Origin of the sequence: Agriterribacter sp., from assembly GCF_035497235.1 — a bacterium.
Lineage (GTDB): Bacteria > Bacteroidota > Bacteroidia > Chitinophagales > Chitinophagaceae > Agriterribacter.
Genome location: NZ_DATJEB010000048.1, coordinates 1 through 20,747 on the forward strand (window position 1 = coordinate 1; position 20,747 = coordinate 20,747).

The 20,747-nt window shown below is 43.5% G+C and carries 9 protein-coding genes and 1 pseudogene; 7 read left to right on the forward strand and 3 right to left on the reverse strand.

The window, feature by feature from the left end:
- From VL121_RS16200 to VL121_RS16215, 4 genes are all read left to right on the forward strand, one after another.
- Nucleotides 1-402, forward strand: a 402-nt coding sequence (locus VL121_RS16200; protein ID WP_325407235.1) for a hypothetical protein, incomplete at its 5' end; no start/stop codon positions are given.
- Nucleotides 403-728: 326 nt separating this feature from the next.
- The gene (locus VL121_RS16205; protein ID WP_325407237.1) at nucleotides 729-1,463 is read left to right on the forward strand and encodes a LolA3 family protein; all 735 of its coding nucleotides are present in this window, start codon (nucleotides 729-731) and stop codon (nucleotides 1,461-1,463) included.
- Nucleotides 1,464-1,480: 17 nt separating this feature from the next.
- A complete protein-coding gene (locus tag VL121_RS16210) occupies nucleotides 1,481-11,167 on the forward strand; it encodes an RHS repeat domain-containing protein (protein WP_325407239.1) in 9,687 nt (3,228 codons plus the stop codon).
- 3 nt (nucleotides 11,168-11,170) lie between these two features.
- On the forward strand, nucleotides 11,171-11,641 hold the full coding sequence (locus VL121_RS16215) for a toxin-antitoxin system YwqK family antitoxin (RefSeq protein WP_325407241.1): 471 nt from the start codon (nucleotides 11,171-11,173) through the stop codon (nucleotides 11,639-11,641).
- Nucleotides 11,642-11,752: 111 nt separating this feature from the next.
- Here VL121_RS16215 and VL121_RS16220 read toward each other — a convergent pair whose 3' ends face one another.
- From VL121_RS16220 to VL121_RS16230, 3 genes and pseudogenes are all read right to left on the reverse strand, one after another.
- Nucleotides 11,753-12,148 carry a helix-turn-helix domain-containing protein gene (locus VL121_RS16220; RefSeq protein WP_325407243.1) on the reverse strand — a complete coding sequence of 132 codons (396 nt, stop codon included), beginning with the start codon at nucleotides 12,146-12,148 and terminating at the stop codon, nucleotides 11,753-11,755.
- Nucleotides 12,149-12,150: 2 nt separating this feature from the next.
- Nucleotides 12,151-12,441: pseudogene (locus tag VL121_RS16225) on the reverse strand (XRE family transcriptional regulator); the annotation flags it as partial.
- 508 nt (nucleotides 12,442-12,949) lie between these two features.
- A complete protein-coding gene (locus VL121_RS16230) occupies nucleotides 12,950-16,201 on the reverse strand; it encodes a PKD domain-containing protein (RefSeq protein WP_325407245.1) in 3,252 nt (1,083 codons plus the stop codon).
- Between the two features lie 1,012 nt (nucleotides 16,202-17,213).
- Here VL121_RS16230 and VL121_RS16235 point away from each other — a divergent pair.
- The 3 genes from VL121_RS16235 to VL121_RS16245 all read left to right on the forward strand — a co-directional run bounded on the left by VL121_RS16235 (nucleotide 17,214) and on the right by VL121_RS16245 (nucleotide 20,565).
- A complete protein-coding gene (locus tag VL121_RS16235) occupies nucleotides 17,214-18,476 on the forward strand; it encodes a hypothetical protein (RefSeq protein WP_325407247.1) in 1,263 nt (420 codons plus the stop codon).
- Nucleotides 18,477-18,720: 244 nt separating this feature from the next.
- Complete coding sequence (locus VL121_RS16240) at nucleotides 18,721-19,029, forward strand: helix-turn-helix domain-containing protein (protein WP_325407249.1); 309 nt, start codon at nucleotides 18,721-18,723, stop codon at nucleotides 19,027-19,029.
- A gap of 81 nt (nucleotides 19,030-19,110) precedes the next feature.
- Entirely contained in the window at nucleotides 19,111-20,565 is a 1,455-nt protein-coding gene (locus VL121_RS16245) for a DUF3945 domain-containing protein (protein ID WP_325407251.1), read from the forward strand.
- Nucleotides 20,566-20,747 lie beyond the last annotated feature (182 nt).

Genomic DNA, 20,747 nt, shown 5'->3' on the forward strand with positions numbered 1-20,747 from the left:
GCTCCTGTGCTTACCGATGCACTAAAGGCAGGGTTCAAACAGGAAGGCGTGGCGCTGGGCGAATTTTTCTTAGAAAAGACAGGGGCCCGGATTGAAGGCTGGCAGCGATATGAAAAAATCATAACTGTTCCCCAAGCCGCCACCGAAATATTTATCAGCCTGAAAGGAACGCAGGGGAAATCCATTTACGTGGATGATATACGGGTACAGCCTTTTAACAGCAGCGTAAAATCCTTCGCCTACGACGGGGTAAGCCTGCGGCTGATGGCGGAGCTTGATGAAAATAACTATGCCACTTTTTATGAATACGATAATGACGGAACATTGATAAGAGTGAAGAAAGAAACGGAAAGAGGCATACAAACGATCAAAGAAACAAGGAGCGCGTTGATGAGGGAGTGAATGGAGAATTTGAAAATTTGAAAATGTGGAAATGAAAGTGGTCGGTACGCGACGAAGGAGCGTCAGACCGCGGGATGAAAATGTGAGTAGTGAGTAGTGAATAGTGAATAGTGAGTGAGAGGGAAGAGGTGAAAGGTGAGAGGTGCGGTCGGTACGCGATGGAGGAGCGTCAGACCGCGGGTTGGAAATGTGGGAAGTGAATAGTGAATGGCGAGACGTGAGAAGATAAACGTCAGAAGTTGAATAGTGTGCATCCCTGAAACCTGCAACCTGAACCCTGCAACTTGAACCCTGTACCCTGCAACCTGAAACAAACTTTATACAATATGATACATTATGTAAAACAAACCTTCCTGACGTCAGTAGCGTGTTGCCTTATGCTTTGCGCAGCGGCGCAGGCAGTGATACCCGGAACGGAGATCATGGAAATGGTGCAGCTTGCCGAAAGCTACCGCCATGCCAAAAACCTGAGCTTTAATGTAGACATTAAGTATACCGACAGCCTGGATACGGATACCACTATTGAGCAGATAAGCGCAAATTATAAATTGCATGGTGGGTACTACTATACGTATATAGACAGTACAGAGATCGTTCAGGGTAACCGATATAGCCTCAGGGTAAGTCATACAGACAGTGTGATCTCCATTCGCAGCCGGCAAACCTATCCCGATGTGATGAATATGCCCGTTACCGATACACTATACTGGAAAACCTTTGTACAGAGCTTAACGGTTACTGCCGTCAATGATTCGGTAAGAACCCTGAAAATAAAATTTAAACCGGGAGCGCTGTACAGCAGCTATGAAGTGAAATATAATTTTAAGCGATACCGGATGACGCAGGTGAAAGCCTACATGCCCGCCGATTTGCCGGGAACAGACCCGGATTTGTTTCCCAGCGGTAAGGCCGTTATTACATTCACTTTTTCCGGCTATGATACGTCCCTGTTAGACGCCGGGTGGTTCAATGAAGATAAGTATATCATATACCAGGGCGGGCAATTTCAACCTAAAGCGCCCTATACCGGCTATTTTATAGAAACCAATATTACGCAATAATAATTTCAGCCAGCAGCATGAAAGCATCGTCAGATCATATAAGCCCCGAAAGCCGCAGCAACCGGCAATGCGGCACTGCACAGCATGGTAAAAGAGCCGGATGGCATTTGCTCATGGGTATTGCGCTGTTTACGTTTTTTACCGGCTATAGCGCTGGTCTTAAAGCCCAGCAGTCTATTACCTATAAGCAGGAATTAGACGGCGCGGCAGGTCAGCTGGCAAAAGACAGCAGCAGAACAGTAATGGATTCTGTTTTTTTAAATCCCGGATCTTTCCCGGCCATTGATCCCCTGGCGGCATATAAAGTTTCCAATATAATTGTGTTCCATATTAATGAGACTTCACCAAGGATGCTTCCCGACTCCTTTAAAGCGGAGCTGACCCTGCGCGTATATTTTACCAATGGAAACAATGTTTCGGATTCTGTTACAGAAAAAAAACTCAACATTGATTATTACAAAAGCAGGGCTTACAACAATAAAGCGGTTTATTACTTCGGTGATGCAAGGCTGGTTACCGTTAAGGTGACCGACATCAGCTCATCCTATGCGGCACTGGCCACCATACTGCCTTTGCTGAAATTAGAAAACCGGATGGTTATCAACCGTGTGTTTGCAATGGACTGTGAAAACGACGCTATCACATCGGTGTCGCATAGTACTGCCACCGTTTCAACAAAAGGGGAACTGAAAGTTTCCTGGGCAAGCCTCAACGCGGCGCAGGAGTACGACCTGGAATGGACTTTTATTGATCAATCGGCATTAGATGCAGGATGGTACAATACGGGCGGAACTCTTGATGCTGAAAAACTATTCCGTAACAATGCCACCCGCGTTACCATACACGCCAATAATTATAATATCCCGTTATTGTATGAGGGCAATGGCAAATTGTTTTACCGGGTAAGGGCGGCGCAGACCATGGTTGATAAAGAAAGAAAGGTTACGCTGTGGAGTTCTGATTTTATATCCCAGGGTGGCCTGGGCGGATATGTATACAGCGGTCACGAACTTTCGCTGAACTGGCAGGCCGCTACCTCCTTTGCCGAAGAGGGCAAGCGCAAAAGCGTGGTACAGTATTTTGACGGCACCCTGCGCAACCGCCAAACGGTAACCAAAGACAATACAACAGATACCACCCTGGTAGCCGAAACTTTTTACGACAAGCAGGGAAGGGCTGTGATACAGGTGCTGCCTGCACCCACGCTGAGTTCGCTGATCAGCTACAATCCGCTTTTCAACCAGGCAAGGGTGGGTATCACAACGGTTGAAAATACGCCTGCCGTATATGACACGCTTGAAACCGCTGCTGATTATTGCGCGGGCGGTGCGCCCCCGCTCGATTCCGTTTCGGGCGCTTCGCAATATTACTCCTATAACAATCCCAATAAACTGAACCCCATTCATAAATTTATTCCCCAGGCAAAGGGCTATCCTTTTACGGAAGTAAAATACAGCCAGGATAATACGGGGCGCATTGTTAGCCAGGGCGGTGTGGGGCCGCAATTCCGGCTACATTCCGGCCATGAAACCAAATACTACTATGGTACGCCGTTGCAAACAGAATTAGACGCGCTTTTTGGCACGGAAGCAGGTTATGCTTCTCATTACCAGAAAAACATGGTACGCGATGCCAACGGGCAATACAGTGTATCGTACGTGGATATGCATGGCAGAACAGTAGCTACCGCTCTTGCCGGCGCGGTGCCCGATTCCATGCAGGCACTTGCGTCTTTCCGGGACTCCATCCAAACCGATAACCTGCTTACGCCCGTGAACAATGTAATTAAAGGCAATACCATAGAATCTACTTCGGCGCTGCTGGTAACCAAAGCCGGTGTGGATTCCTTCTTTTATAAGCTCAATGCAGAGAGCCTGCAGCTTGACGATAAAGACGCGGTTACCATTTGCTATGATTGTTTGTATGATCTGACCATTACCATTTCCGACGATTGCAATAACCAGAACCTGCCTGGTGATTCATTATTTGTTTTCCACAAATCCAATATGCGGGTGCAGCCTCCTGCCTATGATACCACCTGCACTATTGTTGCCGATACCTTTGATGTGGTGCTTGGCGTGGAACTCCAGGAAGGCAGCTACCTTGTGACCAAAAAGCTCACCCTGCGTCAGGACGCGATGGCATACTACAGGGACAGCCTGTACACCCCGCACAATACCGTAAGAACAAAAGAAGATATTATTGCCGAACAGCTCAGCCGCATCAGGGAGCAACGGGGAAACGATTGTGCGCAGGAAGGACAACCCTGGTATAGTTACCAGCAATACCATGAGCAAATGCTCCTTGACATGACACCGCCCTTTGGTCAATATGCCCGCTATCCCAATGATCCGAACGATCCCAGGAACCAGGGAGAAGACTATCTCAATCTTTTTTCCATATTTGATAAAGAAGGTAGCCCGGGCGTCTATGTTTATAAGAACATTGCATACACCGGGTCCTACCCGCGCTCTCCGAATGAAATGTCGCCGGAGGATTTCATCTCCAACTTCCAGCCGCAGTGGGCCGAAGACCTGGTACGGGAAAAACATCCCGAAGGATGCCTGCTCAGGGAGTATGAATCCTATAAGGCCAGTCACCACTGGGACGCCGATTTTGAAGCGACCGATACCTACCAGCAGGCGCTGGCAAAAGGGTATCTTAACCCCACCAACTCAACCAATCCGCCTGCTTCGGGCTTTGGCAATGGCAACGACTCCCTGTTTTTTACCAACCCCGGGGCCAAATCCTGGTTTAATACCGCCCTGCTCAATTATAAAACCAATGATGATCAAATCCTCAGCCTCTGGGCTGCGGCCAGCATCATCGCACACTGCGACACGGAAGATGCAACCTGCGTAAACAGCTTTCAGGATACGCCATCCAATGTATTTAACAGCAGTTTTATGGGCTGCGAAGGGGAATTAGACATGGCCTGGCGTTTTTTCAGAAGTGAATACTTGCGTTTAAAACGCGGGTGGATAGATGGTACAATACGGTCTGCCTGCAGCTTCCCGGTATTAGAAGATAAAGCGGCCCCGGTATTTTTAGATGAAACAGCAGCAACAGGACTGGCAGGCAACCTGCTCAGTACCGACCGGGCTACCGCGCAGCAGGCCGCTGCCGACACTCTCTCCAGCATAGCCAATAGCACCTGCCTCGCTTATGCCCAGAGCTGGTGGCGGCAACTGGCGGGATGCAATTATAATGCTACAGATTCTGCGATCATTATGCCGCGGCTGGTGGAAGTGTGCAAACAGGGCAGCGACACCACGCATCCCTTTGGCGCTAGCAGCGTGCGGCCGGCAAGTACTTATACCTATAGCAGCTTTGATGAAGTGATCAGCCAGTACAATGCCAGTATAGGAAAACCCAATAATGCCGCCTGTAATGCCTATCTTATTGATGCGCCCGGCCCTTACAACAGGCCTGTGCTGGCGGTAGAGCAGCCATTGTATACCAAACCGGACGACTGCACCTGTGAAAAGATCGGCGCGCTGAAAACGCAATATGAAACCGCTTCAGGCTACAGCAGCTTTAGCGACTATATCCAAAAGACCCTGCATACCACTATCAGCCAAAACGCGTTAGACAGCCTGCTCAATTTGTGTAACGGAAATATTGCCTGCCGTTATATTGCAAAGCCCATCACCCTGCCCCCGGCGTTGCAATGTGCAACGGGATACGATGTATGTGTGGACTGCAACGCGGTGAACAGCGTTTACACATCCTTTAAATCATCCTTCCCCGGTATTATTCCAACTTACGAAGAAATAAATGAACAACACCAAACCAATAACCGTTTGTTCGCCAGCTATATGAACAACAAGTTGGGCTTCAGCAAGCCGGCGCAGGAATACCTGGCGTTTATGGATAGCTGTGGGGCAGCAGTTGCTACTCCCTGCGATAGCCTGCAAAAAATGGTTGCTGAATATGTTTGGGACACGGCGACCAATTGCCAAACGGCATTCACTAATTATTTCAACCAGCAAAAAAGCACCAGCTATACCTATGAGCAGGTTGATTCTGTATATTTCAATACCTGTGGGAATCATCTGGATGTATGCGGAGGTGACTTTCCGCTGAAAGATTCATTGCTTCTTTTAGCTGACTCGTTTAAAACGAATTATGATTTTATAAATGATGATGGTGTTGATACCGGACTGCCACCGATCCATTGGGGATCTGGGGGACTCTCTTCAGGTACCGGGCTTCCAATTAGGTCTAATGATCTTTCCATGATTGTGGATACTGGTGTAATACATATGCCTACAGGCTCCGGACCGCTCTACTATTCTTCAATTGGTTTTAGTAAAGGACTTTGTATTGAGAATGAATATGCATTTGAAGTCAGGATAAAAAATCCCGTTTCTCCCAGTCAGGGCGGAGATGTAGTGATAAGTACAACTACCCATAGCATAAACACAGACAGTACTGATATTGATGAGGACATAGCTGTAGATTTTGTTCCTAACATACCGCAAGCATCCTTTTACAGGGTAAGAGGAGTAAGGCACTATGATACATCTTTCAGCTATAAAGATTTTGAGGATTGGCGCATTATTAAATTATCCGTTAAGCCAGACTCTTTCAGGATTTATTACGAGGGTAATTTAATTTTTAAGCTTCAAAGGGACGGCAGGAGCTTTATTGACAGAATCGGCCCATATCTTTCATTCCAACAAGGTGTAAATGTACAAGTGGATTGGGTGAAATATTATGGAACAAATGATGAGTTGGCGTTCTTTGAGGACTTTAATGATACCGCCAATCTTGCTTCTCCCGTTGAAGCATACCAGTGCCCTTCTGCAAGTTGTTCAACAAAGTTTACCCGTTATTTCAATTTAAAACAAAATACGGCTTATACCTTCTCCCAGATTGATTCTATATACACCGCTGCCGGTGTGGTGCTGGATGTGTGTGGGTTAGACACTGCAACCATCCGTTGTGACCAATTAGAAAATTACGTGGATGAATATAAAGATCAGCTTGGCCAGCCCGCCTCGGGCTACGTTGATCTTGACATGCGCACTTTTGCCGGCAATAAAACACCGGATGAAGGCCCCAAAGGCGTATTTGATGTGAAAGGAAAATTGCTGGGCAATACGGCAGACAGTACGCCAACCGCAGTAAAACAATCTTATGTACAAATATGGAATGGCAGCGCGGATAATCGTGCGGTGGGTGCTTTGTCATTATTGGAAAATGGTAAATTTCGCTTAACCCTAAACCCCGGCAAACAGGCGCCGAAGGAAGGGATTGTCGGGCAAAGGTATTACCAGTTTGACACGCCAAATGATTACATTGATGCTATTAGAGCTAGCCGATCAAGCTATATAGATTTCGGTGATTCTTCATATATAAAAATTGATTCTGCTATTGTTCAGGATTCAACGGAGGTAACCTCATCCTTTTATGTGAAACATACTTTTAGCAATGCTGCTCTAAGAACGATCACAGTTTATCACTCCGATTTAAAAGGAGTACTGGGATTTGATAATGCGGGCTCAACGGCCGCCAGCATTTCAAATTTAAAGAACATGAGAGGATATGCTCCTGAAGAACTATGGTATCTTGCTTTTCATAGTACACAGGATTCATCACTCAATACTTTTAACGGATTCAGGAACAAGGATAATATTTCTTCAATTCTTAAAATACAATTTGGGTCGGGCGACGGAGTGTTCCCTTTTCTTAATTACAACTTCGGTCAACTCTCTAATAATCATAATCTCAAACGCATATGGACTGCTGGCAATACTACTGCTCCGAAACTTAATAATATATTGCCAGATCTGAAAAACAATTGTCCATCCATAGAATTCCTACTCATAAGGGGAAATGAATATTCGGATAGTCTTGATTTAGCTTTACCTAATATCAAATATCTTGATATACAATACGGGCTTACAACTGCCCAGGTAGACAGGATATTAATGCAATTGGCACCGGCTGTAACCCGAGATAGTGTATTGATATATTTAATATATGGGAATCAGCCCCGTAGTTCCGCTAGCGATTCTGCAGTTGCTTTATTAAAATCCAAAGGTGCATTTATTCATACTAACGGCAATGATGACCCTGTAAACGTTGGACCTACCTATCCGGATTATAATTTGAGATTTGATCCATTAAAATATTTAGACTTTACACTTCCATTTTCCAACCCCTTCACCGATTTCATCAATTCAAAATTCAATAGCAATCTTACCGCCGCGCAGGTAGACAGCCTCTACCTGGCCCGATGCGGGCATAAGCCCAACTGGTATGCCGAACCCGATACCAGCTTCCCTGCGGGACTGCTCCTCTGCGGAAAGAATGAACCGGTGTCCCCAACACTTACCTATGAAGAAGTTTACGATCCGCCATGCTCGGATAGCAGCACCTTGGCCTTTAATTCGGGCACGGAGATATATACCATGTACAGGGATTCGCTGAACAATATATTCGACAGCCTGTACACGGCCAAATGCCTTGGCGCGGCAGCCCTTGAACAGTTTACCGTAAAGCGCAATGTAAGCGAGTACCATTATACCTTATACTATTACGACCAGGCGGGCAACCTCGTTAAAACGGTTGCCCCGTCTGGCGTTAACCCAAACCGCGACAGCGCATGGCTGACAGAAGTAGCTGGAAAAAGAAAGCTTGGCCAAACTCAGGTGCCAGCCCATGCCATGCCCACCCTATACCGTTACAACAGCCTGAACCAGGTGGTGAGCCAAAAAACGCCCGATGCAGGCAAGAGCAGCAACTGGTACGACCGGCTGGGGCGGCTTGCCATTAGCCAGAACGCGCAGCAAAAATTAGATGGCAAATACAGCTATACGCGTTATGACGTACTGGGCAGGATCACTGAAGTAGGACAGAAGCCACAGTCTGCCGCAATGACAAATGCCATTAGCCGCGATACAACGGCACTTGCCGACTGGCTATTCTACAACAACAACGGCGCCAACGGGGCCGAAATGGTTACCCAAACCGTGTACGACCAGCCGGGCATTGACGCTACGGCCTGCATAGCCGAACTGCGCTTTACCCAAAAGCCCTATACCCTGCGCAACCGGGTAAGCTATACCCGCTATTATGAAACACCTGCTTATTACAATGGCGGCGACGGGCGTTACTACATTAGCGGGCAAAGCTATGCTACGGGTATAGATTACAGTTATGATATACACGGCAATGTAGATACCATGCGCAACTTGTACGGCGCCCTGCAATACGGGCCAATGGCCAACCACGGCTACAATGCCTGCAAAACCATTGCCTATACCTACGACCTCATCAGCGGTAAGGTAAACGAAGTGCATTATAACCCCGGTCAAAACGATGAATTTTACCACCGCTACGAATACGATGCCGAAAACCGGTTGACGGATGTATATACCACCGATAATAAAATATTCCTTCACCAGCAGGAACTGGAGGAGCATGATGCGTTTTATCGTTATTATAAGCACGGCCCCCTGGCGCGGGTGGTTTTGTCACAGATACAGGTACAGGGGCTGGACTATAATTACACCCTGCAGGGCTGGCTCAAAGGTATTAATGCCAGCGCCGTACGCTCGTCTTATGATCCCGGTCTTGACGGGGGAGGGTCATCCAGCAGCGCAAACCGTTATGTAGGCTCGGATAATTTCGGTCTCACGCTCAATTATTTCAGAGGCGATTACACCCCCATCAACACCACGGCAGACCCTTACCCGGATCATGTGCCCTATATGCCGGTAGACAGGCAGTATAACGCGTTGTACAACGGCAATATCAGCAGTATGATGTTCAGCATGCCGCTACATTATTACCCTCATTTATACAATTACAAATACGACCAGCTCAACCGGCTGGTAAGCATGGATGTAAGCCGTAATTTTTCTTCAGACGATAACCACTGGCAGAACATGGTGTCTACCGACCTGCACATGGAAAAATACAGCTACGATGGCAACGGCAATATTAAAACGGTGCTGCGCAACGGCAACCTGAGCGCCAACCCGCTGATGGACAGCCTCACTTATTTTTATACGGAAGGCACCAACCGGTTAGACCATATCCGTGACCAGTACAACGAAAGCACAGCCCACAACAACAATTACATCCCCCGTATAGACCTTAAAGACCAGTTGGCAGGCAGTTACACCTACGACGCCATCGGTAATTTAAAGAGCAGCGCCTGGATGGGTGATGATGATATAAAATGGAATATATACGGCAAAGTAGTAGAAGTGGAAAAGCGCGCCCTGTCGGGTGTTAACAGCCGGTTCATCCATTATTATTACGATCCTTCCGGTAACAAGACCGGCGAAGCGGTGCGCTACGGCACCGGATCGCCCTATTACAACCACCGCTGGTATGTGCGCGATGCACAGGGCAATGTACTGGCCACCTACGAGGTAAACAATGCCGCCAGCGCTTCAGCCGGCACGTTGAACCTTTCGGAGCATCACTTCTATGGTAGCAGCCGCCTGGGCATAGTGAAGCGCAGCCAGGATATGGACGAGCCTAAGGTAGCCGCTGTGCAAGAAGATAACCTGGGAGATACATATTTGCTTAACTTTACGCGTGGCAACAAGCTCTTTGAGGTAACGAACCACTTAGGCAATGTGGTGATGGTGCTGGCGGATCTGCGCGAGGGCCTGCCCAACGGCAATAATCCGTTGCTGGTGAGGGCTTACAGGTCGGTAATAGTATACTCATCCGATTACACACCTTTCGGTCGTGCGATGGCCGGTCGGACTTCCTCCTTACCATCGAACTACCGTTACGGGTTCAATGGTAAGGAGTATGACAATGAAGTACAGGCTGCAGGCAACCTGTTAGACTACGGCAACCGGCTGTATGACCCGATGGTGGGCAGGTTTTGGAGTGTTGACCCCATTACAAATAGATACCCCGAATTAACTCCTTATCAGTATGCTTCTAATACTCCTATATGGGCTATTGATATTGATGGTGCAGAAGGAATGATAGCAATGCCCGATGAAAGGACGGGCAGACTGAATACTATTGCATCTGGAGAGATTAAACGTTTTGTCATCCAAAAGCACTCAATAGGGATGCGCAATGTTTCAATAGCAGAACATGCTCGTCAGATGGCCATCAAACAAGGCCGTGTAGATGGTGATGGAATAAATTGGTATACAAAATCTTTGCTTTATATAGCACCATGGTGGAATTCTACTGCTAAGTTTTCTGATGCAAATGATGGTGCTGTATTAATGTCTGGGAAAAATTTAGATGGATCGGAGGCAAATTTTGGAGATTATACTGCTGCTGGTGTAGGTCTTTTTATTCCTTTTGTAAGTGGTAGTGGTATTAAAAAAGCAGGGAGTGCTTTAATTGAAGGGACGATAGGTGTATTTAAGAACGGGAAAGAAGTTAGGGAACTTGCTTATAAAATCGGAAAGGTTGGGCATAAGGGAACGAAAGAATACAATAGCGTTTTAAAATCTATTCAATCAGGAGGAAATATAGTAGCTAATTCAAAAGAAGAAGCATTACAGTTTTTAAAGGAAGCACTTCCGGGAATTGTCGATGAGAGCGGAAAAACAGCTTCTAAATTTGGATATCGGATAGATGATGTTGGGAATGAAGTTAAAGATGGTTTAAAGCAAGGACATCAAGGGTTACATATAAACTATTATGATAAAGAAAATAAACTAAAGGGGACTATTTTAATTGAAGAAGCGACTAAACCTAAAAAATGATATATGGCTTTGGCAAAAAAATACTATGACAGTGGAGTTTTAAAAGCAGAAGGGATAATGCAAAATGGACTTAAAGAAGGTAAATGGATATATTATTTTGAAAGTGGAATAAAACATAGAGAAATCAATTTTAATAATGATGTAGAGAATGGAGAATGGAAAATGTGGCATGAGAATGGGAATTTGTATTTAGAACAAAATAAAATACATGGGAGGTCTGATGGTTATTGGAAAGAATATTATGAAAGCGGGGAATTAAAAGAAATAGGAGAGTATAAAAACGGAGAATATTTTCCAATTGACTTTTGGGATGAAGGAGGTAATCAGTTACTTAAAAATGGTACAGGTACAAAAATTGAGAAATTTGGACATTTAGAGTTGGATATTTATAAGCAATATTACAAAGAAAGCAAGTTTATAAAAGAAGTAAAAATTTCATCTGCTCAATACGGTAAATTTAATTCTTCTGATTGACTAATCTGGCGCTGGTCTGTTAATGAGCAGAGCCGACCAGTGCTTACGTGTTACTTGATTTGCAGAATAAAATAACAGCTAAAATGGAGCCGCTGCAATTTGTAGCGGTTTTTATTTTTTCTTCACCAGTTTATCAATCAGTTCATCCTTTTCTTTGAGCATCCGTTCATAGAGGGCGATTTGTTCCTGGTAGAGCGCTATAATTTTTTCGATTGGGTTAAGCTGGTAATTTACGGAAGAAGAATGATTGTGATAAGTGTTAGCGATGATATTAAAAGTTGCTTCTTCATTAAAGTTTCGGATGGTATCAGCCGTAACGCCAAGGGCATTGGCCACTTCATTTATTTTGTCATCGTCCATTTGTTTGGTTTGCTCCATTTTGGAAACAGCCTGTTTGCTGATCCCTAATAAATCTCCCAACTGGGTTTGTGTCATTGCCCGGAGGCGGCGCACTTTCTCAATCTTTCTTCCAATGGGAAGCACATCGGTATGACTGGCAGCTTCCATTTTTATTTTTTCTGCGTCAGCCTATCAATGAGTTCATCCTTTTCTTTAAGCATACGTTCGTAGAGCGCAATTTTTTCCTGGTAAAGCGCTGCAATTTTTTCAATCGGGTTAAACTGATAGTTGACTGAAGAAGAATGATCGTGGTAATTATTGGAGATGATATTAAAAGTGGCTTCTTCATTAAAGTTGCGGATGGCATCAGCGCTGACACCGAGTGCATTGGCCACTTTGTCCATTGTGGGGGCATCCAGCGTTTCTTTTTGTTCGAGTTGAGAAATCGCCTGCTGGCTAAGGCCAAGTTTTGCCTACGTTGGTGTTTGATGCAGTGATGCCGTTGTTGGGTGTTTTCACCAGCAAATGACGCCAAGCATAAGCCGCATAGCATTGTTGCAGTACAAGAGTGCGACGCAGCAGATGCTTAATAGCAGCACTACAGCTAAGCACATAAACTCCACAACCCTACACCTTATACCCTAAGGCATTAAAGGCTGATCGCTCATAGCTGAAAATTGACAGTTCCATAGGATGGCAACGGCAATATTAAGACCGTGCTGCGCAACGGTCATCTAAGCGCCAACCCGCTGATGGACAGCCTCACTTAGATGTACACTCCCGGCGCCAACCGGTGGATCATATCCGCGATCGTGCTACCTTATCTTTCTATCCAGGCTCTCTTACCGGCTTATATGAAGATTGATGGATAATCGGCTTCCGATATTTTTTATGGCATTATGCACTAAATTGAAAAAGGTAATAAGCTTAATGCTCATTACCTTTTTGAGTAGCCTGAATTTTATACTATTACTGCTTAATGAAATTAATCACCTTTTGATGACGTCCTATTGTCACAAGTATACTATAATAACCCGCCGGTAAATTGGATGTACGGACTGTTCTACTAACAGGATTTTCATTCTCTTTATTAAATACCTGTTGCGATAGCCTTTGTCCCTGTAATGTGTATAGTGTTAAGCTCAATCTGCCTTTTGCCTTACCTGTGATTAGTACCTTTATTTGAGCATTTACAGGATTAGGTGATATTTTGGCATTTAGCATCTCTTCATCACTACTTTCACTTTGAACTGGTAAAACAGGAGTAGCTGAAGGATTGGCTTTTCTGGGGGATGTAATAGATCTTTGATAAGATAGCATCCATTGATAGACATTAATACTATCACTCCAGAACTTGCTTGCTGGATCGTAAGTTTTAGTCCAGGCATCCACAATACCCGAAGCAGTGGAGAACATAGTTAGCTTGGCTAAGGGATCGGGATTTCTTGAATTTACTGAGTCTACTAATGCTGTCGCCTTCCAAGGCGCTGCCACATTATCACCGGAAGCGTGCGTCACCCAAAATGGCAAGTCTGAACCACCTACGCTATTATAGGCTATGATTGGTGTAGGGTTGGAGGAAGAACCTGTTAACGTATCTATATTGGGACGCACCAATAAGCAGGCAGCTAAACGATCAGCATATTCCAGTGAATATCCTGCAAATCGCCAGCTCACCAAGCCTCCAAGACCAATACCCGTTATGTAAATGCGATTTGTATCAATCCGATATTTATTCACAGCGTAATCAATCATGGCTTTTGCAGCAGAAACTACACTGGAAGAATTCGTTAATTGAGGGGATACGACAATAAATGAAAATTGCTGTCCTCCCGAAATAACCGTTGCGGGGAATTTTCCTTCATTAAGTAGTTTTGGCGGACCACTCACCAGGAGTTCGGGAAGTTCGGTTGTACCATTGCCCATTTCAGCATTAGCATGTAAAAACATCAATAAAGGAAACCTTTTCGTAGTGTCTTCATTATAATTGATTGGCAAAGACTCATAGTATCCTCCGATTGTGGAGAAAACAGCAGGAGAAGGATTGCTCACTGCTGTTTGTGTTTGCGTGCTTACAATAACTGTATCTTTATCAGTACTGGCATCGGTATGGGTAATCTGCAATTCAAATATATAAGTTCCGGCAGCAAGACTCGTTACAATTGTAGTATCATTTGAAGGGCTCGTGATTGTTCCGCCGGAAGGGCCGGATAATTTGGTCCATGCGTAGTTGCTTATTTGCCCCTGACGGGAGTGAGACTTTCGACCATCTAATGTAATACTTGTTAACGGCAACGTGATGGCTTGATTAGGTCCGGCATTTGCTACTAACTTCTCATTGGTATATTGAAGCATCCACTCGTAAATATTCAGTCCATTTTCTTTGAAAGAAGGATCAAAGGATCTTGTCCATGCATCCAGCTTGTTTGCAGGTTGCTCACTTCCTGTAAACAGGGTTAGTTTAGCCAAAGGAGAAGGAACAGGAGAATAACTATTGTAATTATTGACCAAAGTGTCAGCCCTTTGATATGGTGCAGCCGGGTCTTGCTCGTTCTGAAGTATCCACATCGGTAAAGACGAGCCGGCAGGAATGGAAATATTACCGGTAAGACCGGATATTGAGTTGGGAGCGATTAAAGTAAGAGCAGCAATACTATTGGTAAAGGGTTGAGATAATGAAATAGATTGCCAGGCCATTCTTCCTCCCAGTCTTAGACCGGTTAAATAAATTCTGGTGGTATCAACCCTATAGTTTGTTTTGACATAATTGAGGATATCCTGTACAGTTGCCGGAGAGGAAACGGTACTTGAAATTTGCGGTGCTATCACGATAAATGAATGTTGCTCTCCATTAACAGTAAATGAATTGGGGAAGCCGCCATCACTAATATATCTGGGAATGCCCTTATGTTTTAAAGTATCTAATGCTGCCTGGGATCCGTTTCCTAATTCTTCATTTGTGTGTAATGAAATGATAACCGGGTAGCTTTTCATCGGGTTAGCACTGTAATCAGCAGGTAGTGATTCAAGGTATCCTCCGCAATATGTGGACACCGGTGTTGTGATTTTGTTTAAGGCTTGAACAGTGTCCTCCACTGTTATGTTCACTGTGTCATAAGCAAAGGTATTGTCGGTATGCTCAACTGCCAGTTTATAGGAATACATTCCATTGCTCACGCTTGTAATTGATGTCGTGCTGTCATTGGCATTGGTAATAGTCCCTCCTGATGGGCCTGCTATTTTGGTCCACGTATAATTAATGATCCTGCCACCACGGGCATGTGATTTTGTGCCCTCTAGTGTTACAGAAGCGGGTGTAGATGTAAAGCTTTGGTCAGCACCGGCATCGGCTCTTAGTTTTTTATTGGTATACTGCAGCATCCATTCATAAATATTTAATCCGTCAATTTTTGTTGTAGGATTATAGGCTCTTGTCCATGCATCATGCTTGTCGTCGCTTGAAGGCTGTTCAGTACCGGTAAAGTATGTCAACTTCATTAAAGGGCTAGGTGCAGGCGTATAAGCATTGTAATTATAAGATAGTGTATCTAATATTTGATGCGGGACAAGTTGATCGTCAAAGTTTGCTAGTGTCCAAATAGGAAGATTTGCAGCGGCTGGTTTTATAACATCAGCAGCAGTATTTAATGTTACAATAGAACCAGGGCACACAAGAACTTCCCCGGCAATTTTTCTGCTCATAGAGTCGGAGGAACTTACCCTATTCCAGGAAATTCTCCCCCCCAAACTTAATCCGGTAAAATACACTCTTGTAGTGTCTACTCTATAATTGCTAATTGCATATTGCAGCATGGCAGATGCGGACACAAGGTTATTGGAAGTACTATGGATTTGAGGCGATAATACTATAAATGAAAATGTTTCATTCCCGACCGTAAAGTTGCTGGGAAACAGTCCATCCTTTATATATTTGGGTAACCCGTTTTTAGCTACTGCGTTAACATTGTCACCAGTGACGTCTCCTTTTTCACCGGCTCCATGCCAGAAAATTATCAAGGGATATTTTTTAGTTGTATTGCTATCGTAGTCAACAGGCAATGACTCGAGATATCCTGTTATTTGGGAGTAGATCGCGGGATTGGGGGTCTTTACTACTTGGGATGTTTGGTACTGGGTAAAAGCATTTTGCGAGCAGATAAAGAAGCAAAGTGTAAGGAGCAATTGCCAGATGCGGCAATGTATAAAGTAATCTTGTTTCATAGATTTTTCAATTTAATGGTTATAAATGAGGTTATAGCTGTTAGTGAAGGAAAAGCATAGCTCTTCCATCCACTTGATTGACTGTAAAAATCAAGTGCTGATTTTTTATGTGAAGAATACGGATTGAAGCAATAGCTTAACTATTGAGTGCTGTGTTTACATAAAGGCTTAAGAATGGCACCATCAATAAGTATTTAAAAATAAACTGACATCACGTACTGTCATTGCCGAAAATGATAATAGAAAGATAGGAATAACGGAAGGTGAGGAATCTATGAGTGGATATTGTTATTTCCTGTAAGATAATTAAAAATATTACTACTAATAAATCTTTTGCAAAATATTTTTTTTGATAAGTGTTTCTATTAATTTAACTCATGCGAATACCTGTATTGATATAAAGCCGTAAAAAAGCTTCATTAAAATAGTTTGATGCGGCACCAAAATCAAAAACAATTGGTTAAGGTATTTTGGCATTATGCACTAAATTGAAAAAGGTAATAAGCTTAATGCTCATTACCTTTTTGAGTAGCCTGAATTTTATACTATTACTGCTTAATCTTCTTTTCACCAAATAATCCCGATCGCAATACTTTGCGAATGTTTCGCAAAACAATTTAGTATAAACCGGAAATAAAACTGCTGTACCTTAATGGTTAGGAAATCTTAATCTCTTTTTTACAGCTATTTAGATTTTCTTGTGTTTGCGTAGTATTTGCAAAGGTATTTATCAGCCCGAATCTATACCCTCCCCGGTAGAACCGCGGGAAATTCACAGCAATATATCTACTATCGTCTGTAGATTTTGACTTTTCTTAATAAGATATGACTTGTTCTCAACACCATGAGAAAAGCTTATCTAAAGTATCCAGCCTCAACCTCTATAAGTAATTGCTGAAGAATATTTTGATTCAGGATTATCGGATATCTAATCTCTTATTGTTCGGCGCAATTAAACTTCATTTATGGATTAAAATATTGAAGGATTACCGTCCTGTAAACCCGCAGGCCTATGTTAAACAATAAAAAACCAGAGAAAAGATTTCAAGGGATTACTTCGCTCGTTAAATGCGACGAAGCATATGCATTAGAGTGGTTAGATATTTTAGTGAACTTTACGCTAAATCCCCAAAATCGTAATGCAGAAGAAATTGCTGATCAGGATGAAATAAACATCCTGGAACGACTTCAGCAGGAGGCATTAAAGATTCGAAGCATTATTCAAAAGCAAATGTTTTGCGTTCAATCAAAAGCCGAAGCTGAATTATTGATCAGAAATTACTTTACTACACTAACCATACTGTCGGGCCAGGCATTCTCCAATCTTGAAAATATATCTGCCGGGAAAAGCCATGCGCACAGAATCGTTACAGAATTATTGCAACTGTTAGAGGAATTGATTTCATTTATTGACACCTGGTTTTCAGCTTACCTGAGCAGGAACGAATATGTGTCAAGAACATACTTCCGCCTTGCCCAAAAAGAATGCTCATTAAGATTAAAGAGACTACAGAGCAAAATATGCACTAATAGTCCGCAAAAGGATTCACTTAAAATAGTTACCAGCAAATTAGAAAGATTTCTTAACAGCAATGAATTTGAATACAGCACCAGCTATACAGATATTGGCTACAAAAAAAAACTTATTGCGGAATTGGAAAAAATAGATTTTAACCAAAAAGTGACTCTGGACTTTATAATGGTTGACAGGGTTCTAATTTATCTAAACTTCAATAGTATAGCGTACATTAACTATTTGATTGAATATATTGAAGCGAGGGTTTGTGAAGGGGGGACTACGGAAGAAAAAAAGAGCCGATTGCTTTTCTTGTATAAATCATTTAATCAAATGCACAAAAGCCCGGATACAGCCTATAACAAAAAAAATCACAGCATTGAAACCCTCATTAATAACTGGTTCTTCCAGGAGTTGTTATACCTGGAAGAGCAGTTAGCAACAGATGATTCCAGCAAAAAGTCCGGTTCCGGCTTACAGAAAAGTTCGCTGCCTTTAACAAAAAGGCAGAAGGTTATTTGTTTGTTATCCTCCGATCAGATTGGGTTAATACTACGTGCAGCCGATGAGCAAAGGATACTGCTTGCAAAATCCATGAGCGAAGTGTTTAAAACAATTGTACCCTACCTCTCCACTCCGGCAAGAGAAGATCTGTCTTATGATGGCATGAGAAGCAAATCATATGCGGCTGAAGAAAGAGATAAAAAAATTGCCATAGAAACCCTGGAGCAAATCATTAAAAAAATTAAGGAATACTGATATTTCTGTTCTGCCTTTAGTCACCCGGCATATCTCCAATAACATACATGCTCACTTATCGAGGCTTTCCATACTACTCCCTTTGTTCCCTTTCAGCCGTTAAAATACCAGAGGGGTACAAATAGGTACAACATAAAGCTGGACTTGACAGGACGCTATCGGGATTGTTCTTTTGCTATCAGATACGGCTACATTCCTGGTTGCAGAAGCCAGGCATTTCAATGTTGGCTACAAATGAAATTATATGAATATAGACCGAATTGAATTTATTGCATGGATGGAACGGATCATGGATCGCTTTGATATCCTTAGTGAACATCTCATCGCTGAGCAAAAGAAGTTTCAGGTTGTTGACGGCGAAGAACTGATGGATAATCAGGATTTGCTCCAGATGCTGAAGATCAGTAACCGCTCCCTTCAGCGCTATCGTTCATCAGGAAGGCTGCCCTATTACAGCATTAGCGGCAAACTGTATTATAAACTATCGGATGTCCATCAATTTATCCGAGATAGTTTCAATAAACCTGTACAACCAGCCAAAGCCATAAAATGACAAGTAGTGCCGACAAGCGACAATTTCTGAAAATCAGTATGCATCCAATCTATTTTTAGCAAACAATAAAATATTATAACTATGAATGAACAAAATGTACAGCAGCAGTCATCGCCTGATCAGTTAACGGATATACTTCTTGTTCTGGATAAAGAAAAAAAGAAAATCCAGGCTGTAAAAGGTATTGACAAAAACGGAGATTTGGAAACAGTAGAAGCCGGCAAAAAAAACAATAGTGAGTTCATGCGGGTGGATAAGCATGGAGATATATTCTCCAACTTCTTTTCCAATTTTCTGCGGCAATTAAAAGACCCAACCCGGTTTTCATTTTTTAAAGTGTCTGTACCCATCGCCGCTGACACTGCCACAGAAATGCAAAAACATATTGATACTCCAAGCAAAGAAGGTGAACAGCTTCTATCAAAATACGAAGTGAAAACAGAACCAAAACAGGGGCAGTCACAGCAACAAAATCATCAACAGGAAAATACAAACAAAATGGAAACAACAACACAGACAAAACCGCAGAATGGCGAGTACCGATACACGCCGCAGCAGATAGATTGGGAAACGATGTCCAATCTTGGATTAAGCAAGGAAAGGCTCGAAAAAATGAACCTGCTCGATCCTTTGCTAAAAGGTTATAAAACCAATGAACTGGTACCTATCAGCCTGAACCTTGGCACAGCTATTACCCGCATGGATGCAAGGGTTTCACTGCAACCCGGCGATAACGGTCAGGCGGTAGTAGCTATCCATGGAATAAGAAAAGAGCCACAACTGAATTTTCCATTTTTCGGCCATGCGTTTACAAAGGAAGACAAAGACAACCTGCTCAAAACCGGTAATATGGGGCGGGTTGTTGATCTTACCAACCCCAAGACCGGTGAAAGCATACCATCTATCATCAGTGTTGACAGATTAACCAATGAACTGATTGCGTTGCGAACTGATAAGATGAAAGCCCCTGATGAAATTAAAGGCGTAAAACTGGATGAACAGCAAAAGCAGGTCTTGCAGGAAGGTAAACCGCTCTATATTGAAGGTATGATCTCCAAAAAAGGAGACCTTTTCAGTGCTACCGTACAGTACAATGCCGACAAGCGTTATGTAGAGTTCCTGTTCAATAATAACCTGTCTGATAACGTACAGCAAAACCAGGGCAAGGATGCTCCGAGATTTGTACGGGGTAAGGAGTTGGATGATAATCAATACCAGAAATTCAAAGACGGCCAAACCATTTACGTGTCCGACCTGATGGACAAGCAGGGTAAAGAATACAAAGGTTACCTGACGTTCAACAAAGAGACAGGTAAAACTGAATTCTCTTTCAGCAACCCCAACAAGCTGCGGGAGAAAATACAACCGGGGGAAGAATACAAAACCCAGACAGCCGTAAACTCCGAAGGGAAAACCAACGAGGCTACTAAAAATATCAAAGAGCCGCTGAAGTCCGGGCAAAAAAAGCCGGATAGCAAAAAACAGCAGGAGAAACAAATGCAGAAACCTGCCAAATCCAAAGGCAGAAAGATATAGGAAGTAATACACAAAGACATGAAGGTAGTTATTGCAGAAAAACCCAGTGTAGCACGGGAAATAGCCGCCCTGCTGGGAGCCACCGAAAAAAAAGACGGGTTCCTGGCAGGTGGCGGCTATTTTGTTAGCTGGGCTTTGGGGCATTTGGTGGTGCCGGCAATGCCGGAAGATTATGGAGTTAC

Excerpts from the sequence above, each read along its gene's own strand:
- VL121_RS16205 (WP_325407237.1), top strand. The coding sequence starts at position 729 with ATGATACATTATGTAAAACAAACCTTCCTGACGTCAGTAGCGTGTTGC.
- VL121_RS16210 (WP_325407239.1), top strand. The coding sequence starts at position 1,481 with ATGAAAGCATCGTCAGATCATATAAGCCCCGAAAGCCGCAGCAACCGG.
- VL121_RS16215 (WP_325407241.1), top strand. The coding sequence starts at position 11,171 with ATGGCTTTGGCAAAAAAATACTATGACAGTGGAGTTTTAAAAGCAGAA.
- VL121_RS16220 (WP_325407243.1), bottom strand. The coding sequence starts at position 12,148 with ATGGAAGCTGCCAGTCATACCGATGTGCTTCCCATTGGAAGAAAGATT.
- VL121_RS16230 (WP_325407245.1), bottom strand. The coding sequence starts at position 16,201 with ATGAAACAAGATTACTTTATACATTGCCGCATCTGGCAATTGCTCCTT.
- VL121_RS16235 (WP_325407247.1), top strand. The coding sequence starts at position 17,214 with ATGTTAAACAATAAAAAACCAGAGAAAAGATTTCAAGGGATTACTTCG.
- VL121_RS16240 (WP_325407249.1), top strand. The coding sequence starts at position 18,721 with ATGAATATAGACCGAATTGAATTTATTGCATGGATGGAACGGATCATG.
- VL121_RS16245 (WP_325407251.1), top strand. The coding sequence starts at position 19,111 with ATGAATGAACAAAATGTACAGCAGCAGTCATCGCCTGATCAGTTAACG.